This window comes from Collinsella aerofaciens (assembly GCF_040926265.1).
GTDB classification, from domain to species: domain Bacteria; phylum Actinomycetota; class Coriobacteriia; order Coriobacteriales; family Coriobacteriaceae; genus Collinsella; species Collinsella aerofaciens_BB.
This window is the reverse complement of the sequence record NZ_JBCOIL010000011.1, coordinates 52,386-68,756: the sequence shown is the minus strand read 5'-3', so window position 1 is coordinate 68,756 and position 16,371 is coordinate 52,386. Positions and strand designations below refer to the sequence as shown.

Sequence of the window (16,371 nt, the reverse complement as noted above, 5' to 3'; positions counted from 1 at the left end):
GGTATCGGGTTCCCACATTCATCCGCACATGTGCGGATGAATGTGGGAGGTGTTCGGATAAAGTCGATAATCAAGGCAGGCGGCTCGCGACAGCGCGTCGGCGTAGGGTTTTTCTGGTAGCGCAGATAATCGAGTACCATTTTGGGGCGGACAGGCAATCTGTTCGCCCCTATTTTGTAAGGAGAGCGCATGAAGTACTTTGGCACCGACGGCTTTCGTGGTGAGGCCAACGTTGGGCTGACGGTAGAGCACGCTTATAAGATTGGCCGTTTTGTGGGCTGGTATTACGGCGCCAACCGCGAGCGCAAGGCGCGCGTGATCGTGGGCAAGGACACGCGTCGCTCGAGTTATATGTTCGAGGCGGCGCTGGTGAGCGGCCTGGTCGCGAGCGGTGCGGACGCCTATATGCTGCATGTGATCCCGACGCCGGGCGTGGCGCATCAGACCGTGGAGGGCTGCTTCGATTGCGGCATCATGATCAGCGCAAGCCACAACCCGTTTTGCGATAACGGCATTAAGCTCGTCAACAGCGACGGTTTTAAGATGGACGAGGACGTACTGGAGCTCATCGAGGACTACATCGATGGCAAGAGCGAGGTACCGCTGGCAACGGGCAACCATATCGGCGCCACGGTGGACTACATGCAGGGCCGCAACCGCTATATTGCCTCGCTCATCGCCAGCGCGAACTTTTCGCTGCAGGGCGTCAAGATCGGTATCGACTGCGCCAACGGCTCGGCATCCTCGGTGGCCAAGCCGGTGTTCGACGCACTGGGCGCCGACGTGCGCGTGATCAACGCCGCGCCCGACGGCTTTAACATCAATGTCGACTGCGGCTCTACGCATATTGAGCGCCTGCAGCGCCATGTGGTGGAGCAGGGCCTGGACGTGGGCTTTGCCTATGACGGCGATGCCGATCGCTGCCTGGCCGTGGACGAGCGCGGTCGCGTGGTAGACGGCGATCAGATCCTGTACGTGTGCGGCGTGTATCTGAACAAGCACGGGCGACTCTCGGGCGGTACCGTGGTGCCGACGATTGCCAGCAACTTTGGCCTGGTCAAGTCGCTGGAGCTTGCCGGTCTGAGCGCCGTGACCAGCGGCGTGGGCGACCGTCACGTGTATGCCAAGATGCGCGAGGGCGGCTACAGCCTGGGTGGCGAGCAGACGGGCCATACGATCTTTGGCGATATCGAGCGCACGGGCGACGGCATTATGACCTCGCTGCGCGTGATGGAAGTGATTCGTGCCGAGCGCGAGACGCTCTCGCAGCTCACGGCTCCGTGCAAGCTGCTGCCGCAGGCGCAGGTGGCCGTGCACGTGGCGGACAAGGACGCCGCGCTCGAGAACATGGGCGTGCAGAACGCCATCGCCGAGGCCGAGGCTGCGCTGGCAGGCGAGGGCCGCGTGCTCGTGCGCAAGAGCGGAACCGAGTCGGTTATCCGCGTGCTGGCCGAGGCGCCCGACCAAGCATCCGCCGATGCCGCCATGAAGCGCATCGCCAACGCGCTCGAGGCTTTATAGCTACGCGGTTTTACCAAACCGCGTAGCTGCTCGACGCTGCAAACGGCCCCAAGCGGCAATCTGACGTTCAATTTCAAGGGCGCGACCAGAAGGTCAGCGCCCTTTCATTTCACGTCACCTTGCTCGCTTGGGGCCGTTTTCGCTGACGTTGCCAAGACATTAGCGTCAACGAACTAGTCATTGGGTACCTAGTTATTGGGTGAAAAAAGGGGACGCTGCGGATTGGTTCCGCGGCGTCCCCTTTGCGTTGGCGTGTCGCCTAAGCTTTACAGCTCGTAGAGCGTGGTGAACTTGTCCTGCAGGTAGCTGCAGTAGTAGCGGGCATCGAACGCCATGCCGCACGCGCCCTTGATGAGCTCCGGCGCGTCCTTGGCGCGGCCCCACTGCCAAATGTGCTCGCCCAGCCAGGCCCGGACGGGCGCCAGATCGCCGCTCGCGCAGGCACCGGTAAGGTCGATGCCGTCGCGGCACATGGCCGGCACGAACATGGCGTCGTAGGCGCTGCCCAGCGCATAGGTGGGGAAGTAACCAAACGAGCCACCGCTCCAGTGTGTATCCTGCAGGCACCCGTGCGTGTCGTCAGGAACGGGAATGCCCAGGTACTCGTTCATAAAGCGATTCCAAAGTGCGGGGATGTCCTTGGCCGTGGCCTCGCCGGCAAACAGCATGCGCTCGATCTCGTAGCGCACCATAACGTGCAGCGGATAGGTGAGCTCGTCGGCCTCGGTGCGGATCAGCGAAGGCTGCGCGATGTTCACGGCGTGGTAGAGCGTGTCCTCGTCGACGTCGCCGTAGACCTCGGGTGCGTGGCGGCGCAGCACCTCGAGCAGCGGTCCCATAAAGGCGCGGCTGCGACCCACGGTGTTCTCGAAAAAGCGGCTCTGGCTCTCGTGGATGCCCATGGAGGTGCCGCCCTCAAGACAGGTGCGCGCATAGGCGGGATTGACGCCCAGCTCGTACATGGCGTGTCCCGCCTCGTGGATGATGCTGTAGACGTTGGAGATGCAATCGTCCTCGTAGATGTGTGTCGCGATGCGCGCGTCACCCACGGCAAAGCCCTCGCTAAACGGGTGCTCGGTAAAGGCAAGCGTGGTGTCGTTCAGGTTCAGGCCGACGAGCTTCATAAGGTCGAAGCTCATGGCGCGCTGGGCGGCCTCGGGCACGCGGGCGTGCAAAAAGTCGGCAGCGGGCTGCTGGCCGCGCTCGCCGATGGCGTGCACGAGCGGCACGACCGTCGCCTTGACCTCATCGCAAAACGCATCGAAGCTCTCGGCAGAAAGGCCGCGCTCGTACTGGTCGAGCCAAACGTCGTATGGGTCGCGCTTGGGGTCCATGAGTTCGGCCTGATGCTTAAGTTGGGCGATGATTCTATCTACATAGGGCTCAAAACTCGCCCAGTCGTTGGCCGTCTTGGCCTTGTGCCACACGGCGTCGGCCTCGCAGGTGAGCCTGGTCCAGGCCTCGGCCTCCTCGGTAGGAATAACGCTTGCCTCGCGCTGGTCGCGGCCGAGCACGCGGATCTCGTCGAGCAGCTGCGGGTCGTCTACGTGTCCGCCTGCAACCGTCTCGCGTGCTAACGAGCGTACGAGCTCAACGGACTTCTCGCTGGTCAGCAGCTTGTGATGCTCGCCGGCAAGCGTGCCCATGGCGTCGGCACGGGCGGCAGCACCGTTGGCAGGAGCAATCGTCGCTCCATCGAACTCGGCAATCTTGAGCAGGTACTCGCGAGTCCACAGCTTGCCCTCGAGTTTGCGGAACTTTTTGACGGCCTTATCGACTTTAGCAGCCTTGACGCCCTTGGCAGCCTTTGCCACGGCGGCCTGGGCCTTCTTATCGAGTTTCTTTCCCATACCGTATCCTTAATCTCGCAGGCCGAGCGCCGCAGGCGGGTGCGCGGCCAATTTGCACAGCTACCTGCCTTGTACCCAGCGCGAACAAAACGGAACGCGGCGATGCGCTCGCGAAATGTGTTATCCTATAGCCCAATGCGTTGACGGAGAGGGTTTTGCCCGCCGCGTCGCCGGCAAGAGAGGGAAGGTCATGGGCTGCAAGCCTTCCTGCGGTGGCAAGGGCCAAGCGTTCACTCCCGAGCAGCGACCTCAACGGGCGCGCGGCCAGTGGCAGCAAAGTCCCAGTAGGGAAGCCGTGAGCCTCGCGACAAGAGGCACAGAGTGGGCGCGGCGGGCCAGACATCCGCCGGGTCAAACAAGGTGGTACCGCGGAATTCAACCGTCCTTGGGCAATGTACATGCCCGAGGGCGGTTTTTTTGTTACCGAACCGGGCCGCGCATCCGCAACATCGGGCGGCGTTAGCCGTCCCGGAGCGCGGATGTGCGAGAGACGAAAGGGAAGACATGAGTCTGATTGATGATCTGGTCAAACTCGAGGAAGAGGCCAAGGAGCTCGTCACTAGCGCCGACGACGCCGCCAAGCTCGAGGCCGCGCGCGTTGAGCTGCTCGGCCGCAAGGGCCGTATCACCGGCCTGATGCGCATGATGGGCAAGCTCGCTCCCGAGGATCGTCCCATGATGGGCAAACGCGCCAACGAGATGCGCCAGCTGATCGAGGGCATGCTCGACGAGCGCACCACCGAGATGAAGGCCGCCGCCCTCAAGCACGCACTCGAGCACGAGGCCGTCGACATCACGCTGCCGGGCATCCGTCCGCAGATCGGTCACCAGCACCTGATCAAGCAGATCATCGAGGAGGCCGAGGACATCTTCTGCGGCATCGGCTACACCGTCGAGTCCGGCCCCATGGTCGATACCTCCTACTACAACTTCACCGCGCTCAACGCGCCCATGGATCACCCGAGCCGCTCGGCTCGCGACACGTTCTATGTGGTCGACAACAACCCCGGCAGCGTCGCGCATCCCGAGGCTCACGCTCACGGCGAGTCCGACGTGCTGCTGCGCACCCAGACCTCGGGCGTGCAGATCCACACCATGGAGTCGCAGAAGCCGCCCATCTACATGATCTGCCCGGGCACTGTCTACCGTCCCGACACGGCCGACGCCTGTCACCTGCCGCAGTTCAACCAGATTGAGGGCCTGGTCGTCGACGAGGGTATCACCTTTGGCGATCTTAAGGGCACGCTTGACTACTTTGTTAAGTGCATGTTTGGCGAGGACCGCAAGACGCGCTACCGCCCGCACTTCTTCCCCTTCACCGAGCCCAGCTGCGAGGTGGACGTGAGCTGCCACGTCTGCGGCGGCAAGGGCTGCAACTTCTGCAAGCACAGCGGCTGGATTGAGATCCTGGGCTGCGGCATGGTCGACCCCAACGTTCTGATCAACTGCGGCATCGACCCCGAGAAGTACACCGGCTTCGCCTTTGGTATTGGCGCCGAGCGCGTCGCGGCACTGCGCTACGACTTGCCTGACCTTAGAACTCTCATGACTGGCGATATGCGCTTCTTGAATCAGTTCTAGGCTGCGGCTTGCCCAAGCACGACACCTCGGCGCTCATTCGTCGCTTGCGTACCAAAGTACGCGGCGCTCCTCTTTCGGGCCGATCTGCCGCACTTGGACAACCCTCGCTTTGTAAGGAATGTTCACAAAGTTGAAGTTTCCACCTGCATCTCTTCGCAGGCTTTCAGTATGAAAGGAGAGCTAGATGCGTGTTTCTTACGACTGGCTCAAGACCATGATCGATATTCCGGAGGATCCCAAGACCCTTTCGGACGAATATATCCGTACCGGCACCGAGGTCGAGGCGATCGACACCGTGGGCGAGTCCTTCGACCACGTGGTGACCGCCAAGGTGCTCACCAAGATCCCGCACCCCGATAGCGACCACATGTATGTGTGCTCGGTCGACGTGGGCGACAAGAATCTCGACGCCGACGTCAATCCCGCTCCGCTGCAGATCGTCTGCGGCGCGCAGAACTTCGAGGCCGGCGACCACATCGTCACGGCCATGATTGGCGCCGTGCTTCCCGGCGACGTCAAGATCAAGAAGAGCAAGCTTCGCGGCGTCGTGTCCATGGGCATGAACTGCTCCGCGCGCGAGCTCGGCCTGGGTGGCGACCACTCCGGCATTATGATCCTGCCCGAGGATACGCCCTGCGGCATGCCGTTTGCCGAGTACGTGGGCTCGAGCGACACCGTGCTCGACTGTGAGATCACGCCCAACCGTCCCGACTGCCTGTCCATGATCGGCATGGCCCGCGAGACCGGCGCCATCTTCGACCGCGATTTCCACGTTGAGCTGCCCGCCATCAAGGTCGAGACCGGCCGCGCGACCGACGACGAGCTTTCCGTCGAGATCGCCGACGAGGGCCTGTGCGACCGCTACGTTGCCCGCATCGTGCGCAACGTCAAGGTCGGCCCGTCGCCAGACTGGATGGTCAAGCGCCTCAACGCCCTAGGCGTGCGCCCGCACAACAACATCGTCGACATCACCAACTACGTGATGATGCTCACCGGTCAGCCGCTGCACGCCTTTGACCTGGACACCTTTGCCGAGCGCGATGGCCACCGTCGTGTGGTGGTTCGTGCCGCCCAGCAGGACGAGAAGTTCACGACGCTCGACGGCGAGGAGCGCGTGCTCGACGCCGGCATGGGCCTCATCACCGACGGCGAGCGCCCCGTGGCGTTGGCCGGCGTTATGGGTGGCATGGATTCCGAGATCGAGGACGATACCGTTGACGTGATGGTCGAGAGCGCCTGCTTCAACGCCGGCCGCACCTCGCACACCAGCCGCGACCTTTCGCTGATCTCCGACGCCTCCATTCGCTTTGAGCGCCAGGTTGACGAGACCGGCTGCGTGGATGTTGCCAACGTTACCTGCGCGCTGATTGAGGAGATCGCCGGCGGCGAGGTCGCTCCCGGCTATGTGGACGTGTTCCCCGCGCCCAAGACCATCGACAGCATCAAGCTGCGCCTGGCCCGCGTGCACGCCATCTGCGGTGCCGACATCGAGTCCGACTTTATCGAGCGCTCGCTCACCCGCCTGGGCTGCACCGTCGAGCGCGACGGCGAGGACTTTATGGTCACGCCGCCGAGCTTCCGTCCCGACCTGCCGCGTGAGATCGACCTGATCGAGGAGGTCTTGCGCTTATGGGGCATGGGCCGCGTGACGGCGACCATTCCGGCTGCCAAGAACCACATCGGCGGTCTGACCCGCGAGCAGAAGCTCACTCGTAAGGTCGGCGAGATCCTGCGCGCCTGCGGCCTCAACGAGACCACGACTTTTGGCTTTGCCGCCCCGGGCGACCTGGAGAAGATCGGTATGTCCACCGAGGGTCGCGGTTGCCCCGTGGTGCTCATGAACCCGCTGGTAGCCGAGCAGACCGAGATGCGCCGCTCGCTGTTGCCAGGCCTGTTGCAGTCTGTGGCCTACAACGAGGCCCACGGCACGCCCAACGTGCATCTGTACGAGGTCGGCAGCTTGTTCCACGGTCGCGAGAACGCCAGCCTGCCCAAGGAGACCAAGTCCGTGGCGGGCGTGCTCTCGGGCCAGTGGAGCGAGCGGTCCTGGAACATGAAGTACCGTAAGCTGCGCTTCTTCTTTGGCAAGGGCATTGTCGAGGAGCTGCTTGCTCAGCTGCGCATCGAGAAGGTTCGCTTCCGTCCCGTCGAGGGCGAGGGCTATGCCTTCCTGCAGCCGGGTCGTGCGGCTGAGGTTCTGTCCGGCGGCACCGTGCTGGGCTGGGTTGGCGAGATCCACCCCAAGGCGCGCGAGGCCATGGGCATCGACGAGGTCGTCGTTGCCTTTGAGCTCGACTTGGACAAGCTGATCAAGGGCGCCCGCAACCAGGAGAACTACCGCGAGTTCTCGCAGTACCCGGCCGTTGAGCACGACCTTGCTATCGTGGTCGACAACACTGTGACCTGCGAGGATCTTGAGCGCCGCATTACTAGCGCCGGAGCCAAGCTGCTCGAGGGCGTGCGCCTGTTCGACGTCTACCGCGATCCCGTCCGTATCGGTGCGGGCAAGAAGTCCATGGCCTTTGCGCTTACGTATCGCTCCGACGACCACACGCTCACCAGCGAAGAGGTCGAAAAAGCGCACCAGAAGATCGTCACCAAGGTGTGCAAGGGCGTAAACGGCGAGGTCCGCGGCTAGGTCCTGCGCTGGGGTATGGGTCAGCGGTGGCTGCTGCCGAGTCCTACGTGACTGCTGTGCCCGGTATAAGGCACCGTTGAGCCTGCATATATGACACGCGCATTACATAACGGCGTGCTGCTTTGTCGGCAGTGCGCCGTTTTGCTATGATAGCCCGCGGCGTGTTACGAATCTGACATTACGTAACACTGGAAAGGTGATTCAAGCGGCGTTGCAATTCCGTGCGCCGATAACCGGGAGGCGTACATGCACATTCCAGATAATTATCTGTCCCCGCAGACCGATGCCGTTATGGCGGTGGCGATGGTGCCCGTTTGGATCCACTGCATCAAGAAGGTGCGCGCCACGCTCGATCGCGAGCACATGGCGTTCCTGGGCATCTGCGCCGCGTTCTCCTTCCTGCTCATGATGTTCAACGTGCCGCTGCCTGGCGGCACCACAGGCCACGCCGTTGGTGGCGCACTCATCGCGCTGCTGCTGGGCCCCGAGGCCGCGGCTATCGCGGTTTCGGTCGCGCTGGCGCTGCAAGCGCTGCTGTTTGGCGACGGCGGCATCCTGTCCTTTGGCGCTAACTGCTTTAACATGGCCTTCGTGTTGCCGTTTGCCGCAGCCATCGTGTTCCGCGCGCTTAACAGCCGTTTGAACGACAAGAGCTGGGGCACCTCGGTTTCGGCCATCGTAAGCGGCTGGGTCGGCCTGTGCCTGGCGGCCCTGTGCGCAGCAATCGAGTTTGGTATTCAGCCGATGCTTTTCACGAATGCTTCGGGCGCTCCGCTGTACTGCCCCTTCCCGCTGTCCATTGCCATTCCGGCCATGATGATCCCGCATATGTTGGTAGCCGGCGTGGTCGAGGGCGTGGCGACTGCCGCGATCTACGGCTTTATCAAGAAGACGGCGCCGAGCGTTATCGTCGGCCCCGAGGCCGCCGATGGACAGCTTGCTGCCGAGGGCGCTGCTGCCAAGAAGACCTCGCTGGTCCCCACGCTCATCTTGGTTGCCGTGCTTGTCGTGGCCACGCCGCTGGGCCTGCTGGCCACGGGTGACGCCTGGGGTGAGTGGGACGCCGAGGGCGCCGCGACCGCCGTTCAGGAGGTTGGCGACGACAGCCTGCAGGCTTCGGTCGGTCTCGACACCCCGACCTTTGCCGATGCGCTGCCTACGGGTGATTACCTGCAGGCCTATTCCGAGGAGCAGGGTCTCGGCTTTGCCGGTCAGGCTGCCATGTATATCCTGTCCGGCGTGATTGGCGTGGCGGTGCTCACCATCGCATTCCGTCTGATCTCGCTGACGGTCAAGGAAAGCGGTGCTCATGGCGATGGTCGAGCTGCCTAGCTGGCTTGCGGTCGAGCAGCGTTACGAGCCCACGGGCGCTCGTCATCGCGTGATGCAAAAGAACGTCCTGCACCTGGCGAGCCTGCTTGAGCGGGTTCGCCTGGGCGGGGGCGCGCACGAGGGCGGGTCGATGGTCGACCGCGCCCTTTCTTGCGTTTCGGCTCCGGTGCGCCTGGTGGGGATGTTCTTTTGCGTCCTGTGCGTGTGTCTGACGCAGAGCCCGCTGTACATCATGTTGATGGCGGCTATCGCGCTGGTGCTCGTTGCCGTGCGCCCTGTACGCGGGCTGCGCGCGACCTTTGTGCCGGCGTTGGCTGCCGCGGGGTTTGCCGTGGTTCTGGCACTGCCTGCCCTGCTGCTGGGCGCTTCTGCCGCGGGTGCCATGCTCAAAATTGCGCTTAAGACGTTCATTAACGTGTCGCTCGTGCTGGGTGTTTCGTGGACCCTCACGTGGAGCCGCATGTCGGCGGCGCTCAAGATGCTGCATCTACCCGACGAAGTTATCTTTACGTTTGATATGGCGCTCAAGCACATCGAGGTGCTGGGTCGTACGGCGCACGATCTGTGCGAATCGGTCATGCTGCGCAGCGTTGGCCGTGCGCCCGAGGGATTTTCGCGTACCGATTCGATCGCGGGTATCATGGGCATGACCTTTATCAAGGCGATGAAATGCAGCCGCGCGATGGACGAGGCTATGCTTTGCCGCGGCTTTGCCGGTGCGTATCCGGCTCCCGCGCGCGCCAGGTTTGGCTGGCGCGATGCGGCCTATGCGGCCGGCGTGGCGCTGCTGACAGTGTTGTGCGCCGTGCTGTAGGCGCTGCTGGTTCCGACTGGGGATGCAAATGGGGAAGGGCGACGTTTTGGCAAACGATACAAATAACGCGATGGGCGCGAGCGGTGCTGTTGGCGCCGAGGCAACGCCGCTCATCGAGTTTCGCGACGTGGTGTTTTCCTATGCGGGCCATACGGTGGTCGACGGCGTTTCGCTGCGCGTGGACCGTGGTGAACTCGTTGCCCTGCTCGGTCCCAACGGCTGCGGCAAGACGACGATTATGCGTCTTATTAACGGCCTTGAACTCGTGGATGCAGGGGCATACCTGTTTGACGGGCACGTGATCGATGAGGCGTTTCTAAAGGATTCCGCGGCCGCTCAGCGTTTTCATCAGCGCGTAGGTTTTGTGTTTCAGAATGCCGATGCTCAGCTGTTCTGCGCTACGGTGGGCGAGGAAGTTGCTTTTGGTCCCGCGCAGATGGGGCTGCCGGCAGACGAGCTCGAGCGCTGCGTGCGCGATGCCATGGGGCTGTTCCAGGTTGCCGACCTTGCCGACGCCTCTCCCTATCAGCTCTCGGGCGGGCAAAAGAAGCGCGTTGCGCTGGCTGCGGTGGTGTCGATGAACCCGGATATCTTGGTCCTCGACGAGCCTACCAATGGGCTCGACGAGGATTCATGCGACATTGTGGTCAACTTCTTGCTGGCCTACGTCGCGGCGGGTAAGACGGTCTTGATGAGCACACATCACCAGGATTTGGTGCGACGCCTGGGTGCCCGTGCAATCTATATCGATCGATATCACCATGTGATCGAGGCGCCTTCGCCGTCGTATGGAACCGAAAGCGGTGCTACGGACTAGTTGCTGCGTAGAGCGTGCGTAGCCGCCCGCGCGGCTTTGCCGTGATGGTATAGTTATCCAGGTTTTTTATGGGGGTGGCTATGCCAAGCTGGAACATTCATATCGCTCAGACGGAGCGTTTGCTGGAGCGCACCGGTGCGCTTGCCAATAGCGTGCGCGACCGCAATGCCTTTTTGTTTGGCTGCGTGGTTCCGGATATCTTCGTGGGCTATATGGTCCCTGGCATCGCCGATCCCATCCCGTACCGCATTACGCACTTTGCAAAGCCCGAGCCTATCCCTAAGCCTCGTGAGCATGAGTTCTGGGATACCTATGTGGCACCGTTGCTTAAAAGTTCGCCCACCGGTGCGCCAGCCGCGGCCACCTCGATTGTCGATGAGCGCGAGCGACTGAATCGCGTGCACTATCCCCAGCGCTACAGGGATGCCGAGCCGGTTGCCGGTCCCGGCGCCTGTGAGTTCTCGCTTGCATCCGAAGATGTGGCGCAGTCGTTGCTCGATTTGACACTGGGTGTCTGGTCGCATCTGGTGGCCGATACCGTATGGAATACGCGCGTGAATCAGTACCTGGAGGCGCACGGCGGCAAGCCGTGCGAGGAGTTCCGCATTAAAAAGCAAGGCGACTTTGACTGGTTTGGCAAGACGCTCGGCATTGTTTCGATTCCGCGCGCGACCGATCGCCTGTATACTGCGGCGACGCGTTTTGGGCAGTATCCCATCCATAAGGAGTATGTGCTCAAGACCATCGGCGTTATGCACGAGATCGTGCGCGAAAACCCCGGCGAGCCCGACCATCCGCCATACCGCCTGCTGACCGAGAAATTCTTCGACGCAACGTTTACCGAGGTCATCGAGCTGACCGAGGCGGGCTTTGCGGCTCGCGTTGCCGCTTCTGGCGTTCCCGCAGTCCCCCTGATTGCTAGCTGCTAGCCGGCCGGCTTAACGGTGAACAGTTCATCCCAATTGACCAACAGCTCCCGTCGCAGGGCATCTTCGGTGGTACGCTCGGCATCGGAAAGGTTCGCGACTGATCACAAATCGATGAAGCGGCATATGAAGTAGGTCCTAAAAAAGGGCCCGGAAGGCAAAGCCTTCCGGGCTCTTTGCAATGCAAGTGTGCTTGCAAGTGCGATTTAGCGCACCTGAGCGACGTAAGCGACGTTGGTCGAGGAGACCTTGTCCTCGAGCTGGACGCTCATGCGGGGATCGCCGGCGGTGGCGACGGTCAGATCGCCGGCCTCGACGTAGCCGAGCTCCTTAGCGGTCTCGATCGCCTTGACGATCGTGCCGTTGACGGTGCCCTGGGTAATCTCGGCCTGATGCGGGATAACGCCCCAGTACATAATCATTTGCTGGACGGCCCACTCGTGGCGGGAGAACGCGCAGATCGGCATGTTGGGACGGAAGTGCGAGATCAGGCGAGCGGTACGACCGGTGGTCGTCGGCACGGTGATGCACTTGGCGCCAACGGTGGTAGCCATGTTCACAGCGGACATACCCACAACGTTGTTGACAACGCGGGTGCCGTGAGCATCGGCCGGAACCTCGAGCGGAGCGTGAGCCGGGAGGTACTTCTCGGTCTCGAGAGCAATGCTGGCCTGCATCTTGACGGCCTCGACCGGGTACTTACCGGCAGCGGACTCGCCGGACAGCATAACGGCGTCGGTGCCGTCGTAAATGGCGTTAGCAACGTCGGCAACCTCGGCGCGCGTCGGGCGCGGGTTCTGCTGCATGGAGTCGAGCATCTGCGTAGCGGTGATAACGGGCTTGTAGGCCGCGTTGCACTTGGCGATGATCTCCTTCTGGATGTGCGGAACGAGCTCGGGCTTGATCTCGATGCCCAGGTCGCCACGGGCGACCATGATGCCGTCGGAAGCCTCGAGGATCTCGTCGAAGTTCTCGACGCCCAGGGCGCACTCGATCTTCGGGAAGATCGTCACGTGCTCGCCACCGTTCTCGCGGCAAAGCTCGCGGATGCCGCGGACGGACTCGCCGTCACGGATGAAGGAAGCGGCGATGTAGTCGATGTTCTCGGTCAGGCCAAAGAGGATGTCCTGACGATCGCGCTCGGTGATGGCGGGCAACGAGATGTTGACGTTGGGCATGTTGACGCCCTTGCGCTCGCCGATCAGGCCGTCGTTCTTGACGACGCAGGTCATGTCCTGACCGTCGACGGACTCGACCTCGAGGGCAACCAGGCCGTCGTCGATCAGGATAAGGGAGCCCTTCTCGACCTCGGAGGGCAGAGCCAGGTAGTCGAGGGAGATGTGCTCAGAGGTGCCGTGGAAATCCTCGGACGTGGGCTGAGCGGTGACGACGATCTTATCGCCGGTCTTGACGGCAACCTTCTTGCCATCGACCAGAAGGCCGGTGCGGACCTCGGGGCCCTTGGTGTCGAGCAGGATGCCGACGGGCAGACCGAGCTCCTTGGAAATACGACGGACGCGCTCGATGCGACCGTGGTGCTCGTCGTAGGATCCGTGCGAGAAGTTAAAACGGGCGACGTTCATGCCCGCCTTGATCATCTCGCGGATGGTCTCGTCGCTATCGCAGGCGGGACCCATGGTGCATACAATCTTGGTGCGCTTGTACATTCAGACCTCCATCTGACATCGTCTTGCGCTGATAGATAAACCATAAGAAATAAAACTGAGATGATTATAACGAAATGGCGACCGAATACCCCAAAAAATCGACCGTATGCCGAATTAGAAGTTCATTTTTTGCGGAAAAACGGTATATGCAAAAACTTTACCAACCGTTCTGACCGCTGCTATCTGGGCGATATTTCAGTTTGACGATGTGCCGAAGAAAAAACGTTTTATCAATATTGAGCATCACACGGTCTGCATCGTTGCACTCGAGCCGTGTTTCCAATTGGAATGTTTTGGCTAGACGCGCTGCTTTGGGGTACCATAGCTCCACTATCAACTGCCGCTCAGCACGGCAGCCTTGATGAGCCCTTGCCCTTCTCCTGGGAATTATGATCGGGCATCAATCTGCTGAGTGGCCCGAATCCCAGGAGGGGACTCTATATGCAAAAGGAATACCTGTCCGCCGCGGCGGAGGTGCTCAGCGACCAGGGCGTCGATGAGAACCTCGGCCTGAGCAACGACGAGGCGTCGTCGCGCCTCGCCAAGACAGGCCCTAACAAGCTCGAGGAAGCCGAGAAAACGCCGCTGTGGAAGCGTTTCTTTGAGCAGATGGCCGACCCCATGGTCATCATGCTGATCGTTGCCGCCGTCATCAGCGCGCTCACGGGTATGGTCAAGGGCGAGCCCGACTTTGCCGACGTCGCCATCATCATGTTCGTCGTTATCGTCAACTCGGTACTGGGCGTGGTTCAGGAAGCCAAGAGCGAAGAGGCCCTCGAGGCCCTGCAGGAGATGAGCGCGGCGCAGTCCAAGGTGCTGCGCGACGGCAAGCTCGTGCACCTGCCGAGCGCCGAGCTCGTGCCCGGCGATGTGATCATGCTCGAGGCGGGCGACTCCGTCCCGGCCGACTGCCGTGTGCTCGAGAGCGCCACGATGAAGATCGAGGAGGCCGCCCTTACCGGCGAGTCCGTGCCCGTCGAGAAGCATGCCAACGTCATTGAGCTCGCCGCCGGCACCGACGACGTGCCGCTCGGCGACCGCAAGAACATGTGCTACATGGGTTCCACCGTGGTATACGGCCGCGGTCGCGCCGTCGTGGTCGGCACCGGTATGAACACCGAGATGGGCAAGATCGCCGGCGCCCTGGCCGAGGCCAGGGAAGAGCTCACGCCGCTGCAGGTGAAGCTCGCCGAGCTCAGCCGCATCCTCACCATCATGGTTATCGTCATCTGCGTCGTCATCTTTGGCGTCGACATCATCCGCCACGGCGTGGGCAACGTTCTCACCGATCCGACCGCGCTGCTCGACACCTTTATGGTCGCTGTCTCGCTTGCCGTCGCCGCCATCCCCGAGGGCCTGGTTGCCGTCGTGACCATCGTGCTGTCGCTCGGCGTGACCAAGATGGCCAAGCGTCAGGCGATTATCCGCAAGCTCTCTGCCGTCGAGACCCTTGGCTGCACGCAGACCATCTGCTCCGACAAGACCGGTACCCTCACCCAGAACAAGATGACCGTCGTCAAGCACGAGCTCGCCGCGCCTAAGGAGAAGTTCCTGGCCGGCATGGCTCTGTGCTCCGACGCCCAGTGGGACGAGGAGCTGGGCGAGGCCGTGGGTGAGCCGACCGAGTGTGCGCTCGTCAACGATGCCGGCAAGGCGGGGCTCACTGGCCTGACTGCCGAGCATCCGCGCGTGGGCGAGGCCCCGTTTGACTCGGGCCGCAAGATGATGTCCGTGGTCGTCGAGACCCTGGACGGCGAGTATGAGCAGTACACCAAGGGCGCGCCCGACGTGGTGATCGGCCTGTGCACCCATATCTACGAGGGCGACAAGGTCGTTCCGCTGACCGAGGAGCGTCGCGCCGAGCTCGTGGCCGCCAACAAGGCCATGGCCGACGAGGCCCTGCGCGTGCTGGCGCTGGCAAGCCGCACCTACACCGAGGTCCCGGCCGACTGCAGCCCCGCTGCGCTCGAGCACGACCTGGTCTTCTGCGGCCTGTCCGGCATGATTGACCCGGTCCGCCCCGAGGTCGCCGACGCCATCCGCGAGGCCCACGATGCCGGTATCCGCACCGTCATGATTACGGGCGACCACATCGACACCGCCGTGGCCATCGCCAAGCAGCTGGGTATCGTCACCGATCGCAGCCAGGCCATCACGGGCGCCGACCTCGACCGCATGAGCGACGAGGAACTCGACGCGCACATCGAGGACTACGGCGTGTACGCCCGCGTTCAGCCCGAGCACAAGACCCGCATCGTCGAGGCTTGGAAGTCGCGCGACCAGATCGTGGCCATGACGGGCGACGGCGTCAACGACGCCCCGTCCATCAAGCGCGCCGACATCGGCGTTGGCATGGGCATCACCGGTACCGACGTCACCAAGAGCGTCGCCGACATGGTGCTTGCCGATGACAACTTCGCCACCATCATCGGTGCCTGCGAAGAGGGCCGTCGCATCTACGACAACATCCGCAAGGTCATCCAGTTCCTGCTTTCGGCAAACCTTGCCGAGGTCTTCTCGGTGTTTATCGCCACGCTCATCGGCTTTACCATCTTCCAGCCGGTGCAGCTGCTGTGGGTGAACCTGGTTACCGACTGTTTCCCCGCGCTCGCGCTGGGCATGGAGGACGCCGAGGGCGACATTATGAAGCGCAAGCCGCGCAACGCTAAGGACGGTGTCTTCGCCGGACATATGGGTCTGGACTGCGTGGTCCAGGGTCTGATCATCACCGCGCTGGTGCTGGCGAGCTTCTTTGTGGGCGTGTACTTTGACATGGGCTACATTCACATCGCTGATATGATCGCCGGCAATGCCGACGAGGAAGGCGTGATGATGGCGTTCATCACGCTCAACATGGTCGAGATTTTCCACTGCTTCAATATGCGCAGCCGTCGTGCGTCGCTGTTCACCATGAAGAAACAGAACAAGTGGCTGTGGGCTTCTGCCGCGCTGGCACTGGTGCTGACGGTGATCGTGACCGTGCAGCCGACGCTTGCCGAGATGTTCTTCGGCCCTGTGACGCTTGAGCTCAAGGGCGTTCTTGCCGCGCTGGGCCTGGCCTTCCTGATCATCCCGCTGATGGAGATCTACAAGGCGATCATGCGCGCGGTCGAAAAAGAGTAGGTCGAAAGGCCATCCCTCCCACCGGCCCGACCGCCTGCGGGGTTTCTTCTTCGCTGGTCCTCGCGCTTCGCGCTGCGGGATCGCTCAGAAGAAACCCCTCTC

The 16,371-nt window shown here is 62.3% G+C and carries 10 protein-coding genes; 8 read left to right on the top strand and 2 right to left on the bottom strand.

The window, feature by feature from the left end:
- Positions 1-189: 189 nt before the first annotated feature.
- The gene (glmM, locus tag AB5767_RS04880) at positions 190-1,521 is read left to right on the top strand and encodes a phosphoglucosamine mutase (protein ID WP_195404622.1); all 1,332 of its coding nucleotides are present in this window, start codon (positions 190-192) and stop codon (positions 1,519-1,521) included.
- 266 nt (positions 1,522-1,787) lie between these two features.
- Here glmM and AB5767_RS04875 read toward each other — a convergent pair whose 3' ends face one another.
- Positions 1,788-3,371, bottom strand: a complete 1,584-nt coding sequence (locus tag AB5767_RS04875) for a carboxypeptidase M32 (protein WP_368131683.1) — start codon at positions 3,369-3,371, stop codon at positions 1,788-1,790.
- Between the two features lie 504 nt (positions 3,372-3,875).
- Here AB5767_RS04875 and pheS point away from each other — a divergent pair.
- The 6 genes from pheS to AB5767_RS04845 all read left to right on the top strand — a co-directional run bounded on the left by pheS (position 3,876) and on the right by AB5767_RS04845 (position 11,482).
- Complete coding sequence (gene pheS, locus AB5767_RS04870; RefSeq protein ID WP_117770495.1) at positions 3,876-4,952, top strand: phenylalanine--tRNA ligase subunit alpha; 1,077 nt, start codon at positions 3,876-3,878, stop codon at positions 4,950-4,952.
- A gap of 184 nt (positions 4,953-5,136) precedes the next feature.
- Positions 5,137-7,590 (top strand): phenylalanine--tRNA ligase subunit beta, encoded by a 2,454-nt coding sequence (gene pheT / locus AB5767_RS04865; RefSeq protein WP_368131682.1) that lies wholly within the window; start codon positions 5,137-5,139, stop codon positions 7,588-7,590.
- 246 nt (positions 7,591-7,836) lie between these two features.
- Positions 7,837-8,922 (top strand): cobalt transporter CbiM, encoded by a 1,086-nt coding sequence (gene cbiM, locus AB5767_RS04860; protein WP_368131680.1) that lies wholly within the window; start codon positions 7,837-7,839, stop codon positions 8,920-8,922.
- Positions 8,900-9,736 (top strand): energy-coupling factor transporter transmembrane component T family protein, encoded by an 837-nt coding sequence (locus AB5767_RS04855; RefSeq protein ID WP_270226119.1) that lies wholly within the window; start codon positions 8,900-8,902, stop codon positions 9,734-9,736. Before cbiM ends, AB5767_RS04855 begins: the two co-directional genes overlap by 23 nt.
- Positions 9,737-9,782: 46 nt before the next feature.
- A complete protein-coding gene (locus AB5767_RS04850; RefSeq protein ID WP_368131679.1) occupies positions 9,783-10,553 on the top strand; it encodes an energy-coupling factor ABC transporter ATP-binding protein in 771 nt (256 codons plus the stop codon).
- Between the two features lie 80 nt (positions 10,554-10,633).
- Entirely contained in the window at positions 10,634-11,482 is an 849-nt protein-coding gene (locus AB5767_RS04845; protein ID WP_349116364.1) for a hypothetical protein, read from the top strand.
- Between the two features lie 203 nt (positions 11,483-11,685).
- Here the strand turns inward: AB5767_RS04845 and pyk are convergent, their stop codons facing one another.
- A complete protein-coding gene (gene pyk / locus AB5767_RS04840; RefSeq protein WP_035136807.1) occupies positions 11,686-13,146 on the bottom strand; it encodes a pyruvate kinase in 1,461 nt (486 codons plus the stop codon).
- A gap of 441 nt (positions 13,147-13,587) precedes the next feature.
- On the opposite strand from pyk, the gene AB5767_RS04835 reads away from it, so the two are divergent.
- A complete protein-coding gene (locus AB5767_RS04835; protein WP_368131677.1) occupies positions 13,588-16,269 on the top strand; it encodes a cation-translocating P-type ATPase in 2,682 nt (893 codons plus the stop codon).
- The last annotated feature ends 102 nt before the right edge of the window (positions 16,270-16,371 follow it).